The sequence below is a fragment of the Intrasporangium sp. genome, assembly GCF_036566125.1.
GTDB lineage: Bacteria > Actinomycetota > Actinomycetes > Actinomycetales > Dermatophilaceae > Intrasporangium.
Genome location: NZ_DATCWX010000220.1, coordinates 1 through 9,486 on the forward strand (window position 1 = coordinate 1; position 9,486 = coordinate 9,486).

General features: G+C 69.7%; 9 protein-coding genes. 1 reads left to right on the forward strand and 8 read right to left on the reverse strand.

Annotation, left to right across the window (positions count from 1 at the left end; all coding sequences use genetic code 11):
* Positions 1-518: 518 nt before the first annotated feature.
* From thrS to VIR15_RS13500, 5 genes are all read right to left on the reverse strand, one after another.
* On the reverse strand, positions 519-2,513 hold the full coding sequence (gene thrS / locus VIR15_RS13480; RefSeq protein ID WP_331928462.1) for a threonine--tRNA ligase: 1,995 nt from the start codon (positions 2,511-2,513) through the stop codon (positions 519-521).
* Between the two features lie 154 nt (positions 2,514-2,667).
* Positions 2,668-3,708: a zinc-dependent alcohol dehydrogenase family protein gene (locus VIR15_RS13485; protein ID WP_331928464.1), complete on the reverse strand. Its 1,041-nt coding sequence runs from the start codon at positions 3,706-3,708 to the stop codon at positions 2,668-2,670.
* Between the two features lie 143 nt (positions 3,709-3,851).
* The gene (locus tag VIR15_RS13490; RefSeq protein ID WP_331928466.1) at positions 3,852-4,724 is read right to left on the reverse strand and encodes a MaoC/PaaZ C-terminal domain-containing protein; all 873 of its coding nucleotides are present in this window, start codon (positions 4,722-4,724) and stop codon (positions 3,852-3,854) included.
* Positions 4,721-6,040 (reverse strand): 3-oxoacyl-ACP reductase, encoded by a 1,320-nt coding sequence (locus tag VIR15_RS13495; RefSeq protein WP_331928468.1) that lies wholly within the window; start codon positions 6,038-6,040, stop codon positions 4,721-4,723. Before VIR15_RS13495 ends, VIR15_RS13490 begins: the two co-directional genes overlap by 4 nt.
* 3 nt (positions 6,041-6,043) lie before the next feature.
* Positions 6,044-7,363: an acetyl-CoA C-acetyltransferase gene (locus VIR15_RS13500; protein WP_331928470.1), complete on the reverse strand. Its 1,320-nt coding sequence runs from the start codon at positions 7,361-7,363 to the stop codon at positions 6,044-6,046.
* A 118-nt stretch (positions 7,364-7,481) separates the two neighbouring features.
* Between VIR15_RS13500 and VIR15_RS13505 the strand changes: the two genes are divergently transcribed.
* Positions 7,482-8,183, forward strand: a complete 702-nt coding sequence (locus tag VIR15_RS13505; RefSeq protein ID WP_331928472.1) for a TetR/AcrR family transcriptional regulator — start codon at positions 7,482-7,484, stop codon at positions 8,181-8,183.
* Here the strand turns inward: VIR15_RS13505 and VIR15_RS13510 are convergent.
* The 3 genes from VIR15_RS13510 to VIR15_RS13520 all read right to left on the reverse strand — a co-directional run.
* Positions 8,139-8,681 (reverse strand): flavin reductase family protein, encoded by a 543-nt coding sequence (locus tag VIR15_RS13510; protein ID WP_331928474.1) that lies wholly within the window; start codon positions 8,679-8,681, stop codon positions 8,139-8,141. The genes VIR15_RS13505 and VIR15_RS13510 overlap by 45 nt on opposite strands.
* Entirely contained in the window at positions 8,678-9,016 is a 339-nt protein-coding gene (locus VIR15_RS13515; RefSeq protein WP_331928476.1) for a hypothetical protein, read from the reverse strand. Before VIR15_RS13515 ends, VIR15_RS13510 begins: the two co-directional genes overlap by 4 nt.
* A gap of 34 nt (positions 9,017-9,050) precedes the next feature.
* The coding region (locus VIR15_RS13520; RefSeq protein ID WP_331928478.1) for a hemerythrin domain-containing protein at positions 9,051-9,486 on the reverse strand (436 nt) is incomplete at its 5' end.

Genomic DNA, 9,486 nt, shown 5'->3' on the forward strand with positions numbered 1-9,486 from the left:
CGGTGGGCCGGGCGGTCTCTGGCCAGATGCCTCAGGGCCCTGAGCGCCCTGCGGAGATGGTTGTCCCCGCCCTCTGGTGCGACCCATGGCTCCTCCCCAAAACGCGTACCACGACGGTACGCCTGCCCCTGACCCTGCCCCTGGCCTTGACCGCCGAGCTTCGTCATCCCGTATGCCGCTGGGCTGGCTTCCGCTTGTCGGGACACGACGCGGCCCCGCGGGTGTGAGAGCCACGGGGCCGGGAATCGGTGGGCTTGCGCCGATGGGAAGGTGAAGGCCCGGGAAGTATGAGTTCCCGGGCCTTCTCTCTCCGCTCACCGAGGTGAGGAAGAGCCGATCCGCCGAAGCGGTTCGGTAGTTCCTTTCTAGCCCCGCCACGTGGTGTTTGCAAGCGGTTCACCAAAACTTTGTCGGCAAAGCGTGGAGCTCTCGGCGTGTCGACGAGACACGCCGAGAGCGTGGAGCCTACTTCGTCGCCAGCGGCTGGAGGGCCGGCTTGGTCGTCGTGGGTGCCGGCGCTAGACCTGGGCGCGCGACTCGATCGCGGCCACGATCTCCGCGATGGCGTCGTCGATCGGCACACCGTTCTTCTGTGACCCGTCCCGATAGCGGAATGACACGGCCCCGGCAGCGCGGTCGTCCTCCCCCGCGATGAGAACGTACGGCACCTTCGACTTCGACGCGTTGCGGATCTTCTTCGGGAAGCGGTCGTCACTCGCGTCCAGCTCCACTCGGACTCCCTTGCGGCGCAGCCGGTCCAGCACCTCGCCGAGGTAGTCGGCGAACTCGTCCGCCACCGGCACACCCAGCACCTGGACCGGCGAGAGCCACACCGGGAACGCGCCCGCGTAGTGCTCGACGAGCACACCGAGGAACCGCTCGATCGAGCCGAACTTCGCCGAGTGGATCATCACCGGCTGCTGGCGCGAGCCGTCGGCAGCCTGGTACTCGAGGCCGAAGCGCTCTGGCTGGTTGAAGTCGTACTGGATTGTCGACATCTGCCAGGTCCGGCCGATGGCGTCCTTGGCCTGGACGGAGATCTTGGGGCCGTAGAACGCAGCGCCACCCGGGTCGGCGACGAGCTCGAGGCCGGACTCGGTGGCGGCCTTCTCGAGGACGGCGGTGGCGACGGCCCACTGCTCGTTCGTCCCGATGAACTTGTCCTTCTTGTCGCCCTCGTCGTCGCGGGTCGACAGCTCGAGATAGAAGTCGGTGAGACCGAAGTCCTTGAGCAGCCCGAGGATGAAGTCGAGCAGGTGCTTGATCTCGTCGGGGGCCTGCTCCTCGGCGACATAGGAGTGCGAGTCGTCCATCGTCAGGCCGCGCACGCGGGTCAGACCGTGCACGACGCCCGACTTCTCGTAGCGGTACACCGAGCCGAACTCGAAGAACCGCAGCGGCAGCTCGCGGTAGGACCGACCGCGCGACTTGAAGATGAGGTTGTGCATGGGGCAGTTCATCGCCTTGAGGCGGTACTCGGCCCCCTCCAGCTCCATCGGCGGGAACATCGTGTCGGCGTAGTAGGGCAGGTGTCCCGACGTGTGGAACAGGCCGTCCTTGCTGATGTGCGGCGTCCCGACGTAGTCGAAGCCCTCCTCGATGTGGCGCCGGCGGACGTAATCCTCCATCTCGCGCTTGATGACCCCGCCCTTGGGGTGGAAGACCGGCAGCCCGGACCCGAGCTCGTCCGGGAAGCTGTAGAGGTCCAGCTCGGCACCCAGCTTGCGGTGGTCGCGGCGCTCGGCCTCGGCAAGCCGGTCGAGGTAGGCCTTGAGGTCGTCCTTGCTCGCCCAGGCGGTCCCGTAGATCCGCTGGAGCTGTGGGTTCTTCTCCGACCCACGCCAGTAGGCGGCTGCCACGCGCATCAGCTTGAAGGCGTTGCCGATCACCTTGGTGCTCGGGACGTGGGGACCGCGGCAGAGGTCCCCCCACGCACGGGTGCCGTCGCGCCGGACGTTGTCGTAGATCGTCAGCTCGCCGCCGCCGACCTCGACGCTCGCACCCTCGGCTGCCTCCCCCGCGCCGCCCTTGAGGCCGACCAGCTCGCACTTGTAGGGCTCATGGGCGAGCTCCCGGAGGGCGTCCTCGTCGGTGACGACGCGCCGCTGGAAGGTCTGTCCCTCGTTGATGATCTTCTGCATCGCCCGCTCGAGGGCCTTGAGGTCCTCAGGGTGGAAGGGCTCCTCGACGTCGAAGTCGTAGTAGAAACCGTCCCGGATCGGCGGGCCGATGCCGAGCTTGGCGTCGCTGTGGAGGGACTGGACGGCCTGGGCAAGCACGTGGGCGGTGGAGTGGCGAAGGACGGCGAGACCGTCCTCGGAGTCGATGGTCACTGGCTCGACGACGTCCCCCTCGCGAAGGACGTGGAAGAGGTCGCGCAGCTCCCCGTTGACCCGGGCGACAACCACTGAACGGTTGGCGCTTCCGTTCTGTTCGAAGAGCTCGCCGGCCGTCGTCTGCTCCGTGACCGTTCGCTCGCTCCCGGCGAGGGTGACGGTGATCTGTGCAGACACGAGGGTGCTCCTTCAAGGGTCGTATGCCGCTGGGCGCGGCCGCGCTCAAGCGTATCGACAGCAACGGGTGCCAAGCGAAAGCGCCCGGGCGATCGAGTGAACAGTTCTTGGGGGTATGCCGCTGGGCCGGGTCCCACAGTTCTTGTTCACTCGATCACGGGGTTGGGGGCTGCGCGTGGCTGAGGACGGCGACCCCGGCGAAGCGGCCCTCCTTGAGGTCGTCGAGTGCCTGGTCGGCGACGTCGAAGGGGTAGGTCGTCACCGTCGAGCGCACGCCGAGCCGCGCGGCGAGAGCGAGGAGCTCCTCACCGTCCTGACGCGTGTTCGCGGTGACGGAGGTGAGCGTCTTCTCCCGGAACAGATGGTGTTGGTAGTCCAGCGTGGGGAGGTCGCTGACGTGGATGCCGGCCAGCGCGAGCGTGCCACCCTGCTCCAGGCCGGCCAGGGCGACGGGGACCAGCTCACCGGCTGGCGCGAAGAGGATCGACGCGTCGAGCGGCACCGGGGGCAGCCCGTCCGCCGGTCCCGCCGAACTCGCCCCGAGGTCGAGTGCGAGTCGGCGAGCGTCCTCGCCCCGCGTGAGGACGTGGACCTCAGCGCCCTGGGCCAGGGCGATCTGTGCGGTCAGGTGGGCGCTGGCTCCAAAGCCGTAGATCCCGAGTCGCCCGCCGGGAGGCACGGCTGCCCGCCGGAGCGCGCGGTAGCCGATGATCCCGGCACAGAGGAGGGGCGCCGCTTGCTCGGCCTCGATCTCCGGTGGCACGCGGTACGCGTAGGCCTCGGGCACCGTGGTGAACATGGCGTATCCACCATCCTCGTCCCACCCGGTGAATCGTGCTGAGCGGCAGAGGTTCTCCCGACCCGACCGGCACCATCGGCAGGTCCCGCACGTGCTGCGGAGCCACGCGATGCCGATGCGGTCCCCGACCTCGAAGCGGGACGTCCCCTCTCCGAGGCCGACAACCCGTCCGACGACCTCATGGCCGGGGACGACGTGGGGTCGATGCTCGGGCAGCTCGCCCTCGGTGACGTGCAGGTCGGTCCGGCAGACGCCGCAGGTCTCAACCTGCACGATCACCTCTCCATGGCCCGGTCGCGGCAGCGCGCGCTCGACCTGTCGGATGCGGCCGGCGCCTTCGGACCCGATCGTCTCCCAGACGCTCATCGTCTCGGGAAGGATCGAGAGGTCGGTCATGACGACAGCGTCACCCGTCGCGCGACATCTGTCGACCCGCGCTCTTCATCCGTTTGGCTCAAATGCACTCATCCGAGTGACTGAGCCCGGCACCCGCTGTGCTGACAGCGGAACCGGGCTCAGCGGCATACGGAATGGTCTGTCTACCACGTGTGCTCGACAACGGCGTGCTCGATGTCGCCCCTCGCGCTGGCGAGCAGCGAGAGGATGTGGTGCGGCTCGATGGCACTTCTGAGACGGACCGTCGACGGCAGCCGGAGCGGCTTGCGGAACCAGACGCGACTCGTCACACCCGAGTCCGGCAGCGTCGGACCGAGGGCGGCGACGACTCGGGCATAGCTGTACATGCCGTGCGCGATGGCGGTCGGGAAGCCGAGCGGCCGCGCCGTGAGCGCGTGCAGGTGGATCGGGTTCCAGTCACCGGAGACCCTCGCGTACCTGCGCCCGATGTCCTCGCCGAGGCGCCACATGGGGCCGGTCGCGACGTCCTGCAGCGGCTCGAGGGACGGCGGCTCGGAGGGTGCCGCGTCGGGGTGCTCCCTGCCCTTGGACAGGTAGGTGCTGACGCCGCGCCAGACGATCTGCCCATCGACGCTCGCCTCGGAGACGAGGTCGGCCTGCTGTCCGCGGCGGTGCGGTCGCAGGTTCTCCGCCCACACCGTGAGGTCGAGGGTCTCCTGCACCGCGATCGGGCGGGTTGCGGTGATGACGTTCTCGAGGTGCACCGCCCCGGTCAAGCCCAGCGGGAAGTCGCGCTCGCTCATGAGGGCCATCTGCAGCGGGAAGGCGAGCATGTGCGGGTAGGTCAGCGGCAGGGCGGCGCCCACCGTGAAGCCGCACATCCGCGCGTAGTCGACGAGGTTGCCCAGGTCGACCCTGATCCCGCTCCGGACGGCTCGGACGTCGGGCAGCGGTCCGGATGTGGGACGCCCTGTCACCAGTGCGGTGGCGTAGATCCGCTTGAGGTCCGGCCCGGCCCCGAAGGTGATCTCCCGCGTCATGGCCGACCCGCTCATGCGCCGAGCCAGCTCTGCCCGCACACCCGGACCACCTGGCCCGTGACGGCGGCCGCGCCCGGCTGGCTGAGCCAGGCGATCGTCTCCGCCACGTCCTTGGGCAGACCACCCTGCTGGAGCGAGTTGATCCGGCGCCCCATCTCGCGGGTCGCGAAGGGAATCCGAGCCGTCATCTCGGTCTCGATGAAGCCCGGAGCGACGGCGTTGACGGTGATGCCGCGGTCCTTGACCTGAGTCGCCAGCGCGGTCACCAGGCCGATGACGCCGGCCTTGCTCGCCCCGTAGTTGGTCTGTCCCCGGTTGCCCGCGATGCCGGCGATGGAGGACAGGCAGACAATTCGACCACCCCGCCCGAGGCCGCCCTCGCCGAGGATCGCCTCGTTCATCCGCAGGATGGAGCGCAGGTTGACGTCGATGACGCTGTCCCACCGGTCCTCGTCGAGGTTGACGAAGAGCCTGTCCCGCGTGATCCCGGCGTTGTGGATGACGATGTCGATCGCGCCATGGCGCTGCGTCGCGTGATCCACGATGGCAGCGCCGGCGCCCGGGGCCGTGACGTCGACCTGAAGGGCCGTGCCCTTCACCTCGTTGGCGACGCGGGCCAGCGCCTCACCCGCCGCAGGGATGTCGACGGCCACGACGGTGGCGCCGTCTCGGGCGAGGACGCGGGCGATCTCGGCGCCGATGCCTCGCGCGGCCCCGGTGACGACCGCGACCTTGCCAGCGAGCGGTTTCACGGATTCCTGGTTCGTTCCCGCGGTGTCGCCGACCCGCACGACCTGGCCGTCGACGTAGGCCGACCTCCCGGAGAGGAGGAACTCCACTGCCGACCAGACCCCGTCGTGCGCCTCGCCCTGGGCGAGCACAAGATTGCCCGTCGCACCGAGGCGCAGCTCCTTGGCGAGGGAGCGGCTGAAGCCTTCCAGGGCACGTTGTGTCACCACCTCGGTGACGTCCGTCAGCGTCGCCGAGTCCGTGCCGATGACGACGACGCGAGCATTCTTGGCGAGCCGCTTGACGGCTGGGGCGCCGATGGTGCGCAACTGGGCCAGCTCGGTCGGGTCCAGTGCTGCCGACAGGTCCAGGATGAGGGCGCCGAGGCGGTCCTCCGTGTCGTCGGCGGCGCTCACCACTGCGACGCCGGCCTCGTCGAGGCGGACGCGCAGGGACTTCTCGAAGCGGCCCCCGCCGGCGAGGAGAACCGGGCCCTCGATGAGCGGGCCTCCCGGCGTGTAGCGGCGCAGCTGCGTCGGCTGCGGCACCCCGGCCCGTTTCGCCAGGGGTGAGGTGACGACGGTGGTGAAGAGATCAGCCATGTCTCAGGCCTCCAGGATCGCGACGACGCCCTGCCCACCGGCAGCGCAGATGGACACAAGACCGCGGACCGGCTTCCCGGTCGCCTCGCGCTTCTCCCTGAGCTGCTTGGCCAGCGCGGCGACGATGCGCCCACCGGTCGCGGCGAAGGGGTGACCGGCGGCCAGGGACGAGCCGTTGACGTTGAGCCGGCTGCGGTCGATCGACCCGAGCGGCGCGTCGAGCCCGAGCCGCTTGATGGCGAACTCCTCGTCCTCCCAGGCCTTGAGGTGCGTGAGCACGGTCGACGCGAAGGCCTCGTGGATCTCGTAGAAGTCGAAGTCCTGGAGCGTCAGCCCGTTGCGGGCAAGGAGCCGTGGGACGGCATAGGTCGGTGCCATGAGCAGGCCCTCGTCGCCGTGGACGTAGTCGACTGCGGCCGTCTCGGCGTCGACGAACCAGGCAAGCGGGGTCAGGTGGTGCGCCTCGGCCCAGTCCTCGCTGGCAAGGAGCACGGCCGAGGCGCCATCGGTCAACGGCGTCGAGTTGCCGGCCGTCATCGTCGCGTTCTCGCCCCTGCCGAAGACCGGCTTGAGCCTGGCCAGCTTCTCCACGGTCGAGTCGGGCCGCAGGTTGTTGTCCCTGGTCAGGCCGAGGTAGGGAGTCATCAGGTCGTCGAAGAAGCCGCGGTCGTAGGCGGCGGCGAGCTTCTGGTGGCTGGCAGCGGCGAGCTCGTCCTGCGCCTCGCGGGAGATGCCCCACTCCGCGGCGGTCACCGCCATGTGCTCCCCCATCGACATCCCGGTCCGGGGCTCGCCGTTCTCCGGGATCGACGGTGTGAGCTGGGTCGGCCGGAAGGCGGACAGCGCCTTGAGCTTGTCCATCGGGGTCTTGGCGCGGTTGACGGCCAGGAGCACCTTGCGCAGGTCCTCGCTCACGGCGATGGGAGCGTCGCTCGTCGTGTCCGCCCCGCCGGCGATGCCGGAGTCGATCTGGCCGAGCGCGATCTTGTTCGCCACGAGGATCGCGGCCTCGAGGCCTGTGCCGCAGGCCTGCTGGACGTCGTAGGCGGGCGTCGCGGCGTCAAGTCGCGTGCCCAGGACGGACTCTCGCGTGAGGTTGAAGTCGCGGGAGTGCTTGAGCACCGCGCCGGCGACGACCTCGCCGAGCCGCTCGCCTGCGAGGCCGTAGCGGGCGATGAGTCCGTCGAGAGCGGCGGTGAGCATGTCCTGGTTCGACGCGCGGGCGTACGCGCCCTGGGCACGAGCGAACGGGATTCGGTTGCCGCCGAGGACGGCGACACGGCGCGTCTGCCGGGCCGACGACTTTCTCGTCTTGGGTGCCATGAACTCTCCTGGGTCGTCCGGATACGGGGCTGTCATTAGGGTCTGTCAGCCCACCTAGGGATCAAGATAACCGAAACCCGCAGTAGTCGATACAGCGAGTACCTGTTAGTTTGCCTTCATGACCGATGCCCAGCGCCCGGGAGGCCCACCGGATGTCGCCGACGGCCGGTCGGTGCGCTGGGTCCGGCACCGCGAGGAGCGCCGGGCGAGCCTGGTCGACTCGACCATCCGGGCCATCCGCAGGCACGGCGCCGGAGTGGGCATGGACGACATCGCGGCCGAGGCGGGCACGAGCAAGACCGTCATCTACCGCCACTTCGAGGACCGGGCTGGGCTCTACCGGGCCGTCGTTGAGCGTGTCGACCAGCGCGTCGTCGGAGACGTCGTGGCAGCCCTCAAGAGGTCAAGTGCCACGGGCACCGACCCACGCGAGCTGATCTCGTCGACCGTTGACGCCTACCTTGCCCTCGTCGAGTCCGACACCCAGCTCTACCGCTTCGTGGTCAACCGACCCATGGTCGACCGCCCGCTGACCGACGACCCGGTCGGCGCCACCGTCGGCCACGTGACCGACCAGCTCGCGCGGCTCCTGGAGGCGTCCTCCCCAGACGGCGACATCGCCGCCGCGACGTGGCGAGTGAGCGCCGTGGCCCTCGTCGGGGCGGTCCAGGCGGTCGCCGACGAGTGGCTCGCCTCGCCCGTGAGGGCACCGCGAGAGGTGCTCGTCGAGTCCCTCACCGAGCTCGCGTGGCACGGCCTCGCGCCCGTCCTCTCCTCACAGCCGGAGGTAGCGACCACGGCGGTGGAAGAGCGGCCCTGAGCTCTCGGGTTCCCCGGTTCCCCCGGCGTCCTCGCCGACCTCCACGTGCTCGACGACGGCCTCGAGCAGGACCGACCACCCGACATCCCGCCGCGACCGCGCGTCGGCCCGCACGCCGAGCCACGAGGGCGCGGTCACGAGGCGAGGACCCCACTCCGTCTGCTCCCACTCCCCCGCCCGGAAAGGGCCGCCGGGTGCCGGGAACTGGCCCGCGAACACATCGGCAAGTTCCCGGTGTCGCCACGCCAACAGCGAGACGACTGCAGCCGAGGTCTCCTCGATCCGCTCCAGCAGATCGGCATCCGGGTGCAGCAGCACGACAACCCGAGCGGGGTCCCCGGCCGCGACGAGCATTGACGTCACGGTCAGGCCCGCCCTGTCCCTGCCCTCGCCGGAGGTCCAGAGCGACACGGCCCCACCGACCCGGCCGCGGAAACGGCGGATCGGCTCCCGGCCCGTCTCGTCCGGCTCGAAGGGATGGCTCGAGTGGATCGTCACTCGTCCGCCGCGACGAGCAGGCGGTCATCGACTGACACCGCGCCCGGCTCGACCACGTCGGCGTACACGCCGGCGCACTGCTCGGGCTTGCGCGTGACCACCAGGGTGCACTCGCCCAGGCGCACGACGGAACCGACGAGCGAGGCGAGCACGTCCGGGGCGACGTCGAGGACGATGTTGGCCTTTGGGTGGGTCTCGACGTACTCCTCCGCCGAGACGATGTGGACCGCGTGCTTCTTCGCCCGGTTGCCCTCTGGGCCGGTCGGCGTGATCTCGACCGCATCGAGTTCCTGGGCGGGCGACTCCGAGTCGGGATAGATGAACAGGCTGCTCACGGTCGCCTCCATGCCCACCACCTGCCTTTCGTCTTCAGCCGCGAGGGCGCGCCTGCGCGCAGACCCAGCCCGGCGGCATACGGCCATTGTCGATGAACTCGTGGAGCTCAGCCTTGGCCTGGTCGCTGAGGACCGCATCACCCTGCGGGTAGATGATCGGCTCCTCCTTGGCGTTGTGGGCGCCGAGCTGGGTCAGCAGGGTCGCGCACTGGTCGCGCGCCGGTGACCCGTCGGCGTCGAGGTCGAGCGCGCCGATCGCGTCGAGCGTGCGCCAGATCTCCCCGTGCTCGCGCAGCATCACCAGCACCGGCGGCAGCATCCCGGCCGCGCGCAGAGGCGGGAAGAGGAACTCCTCCTCGAGGTAGATGTGCCGACGCAGTGCGTCGGTCGCCCGGGTCAGCTCGTCGGTGCGCGTCTCGCCGACCGCGAGGCCCTCGAGGAAGGTCTCGATGTCGGCGTCGATCTCGTGG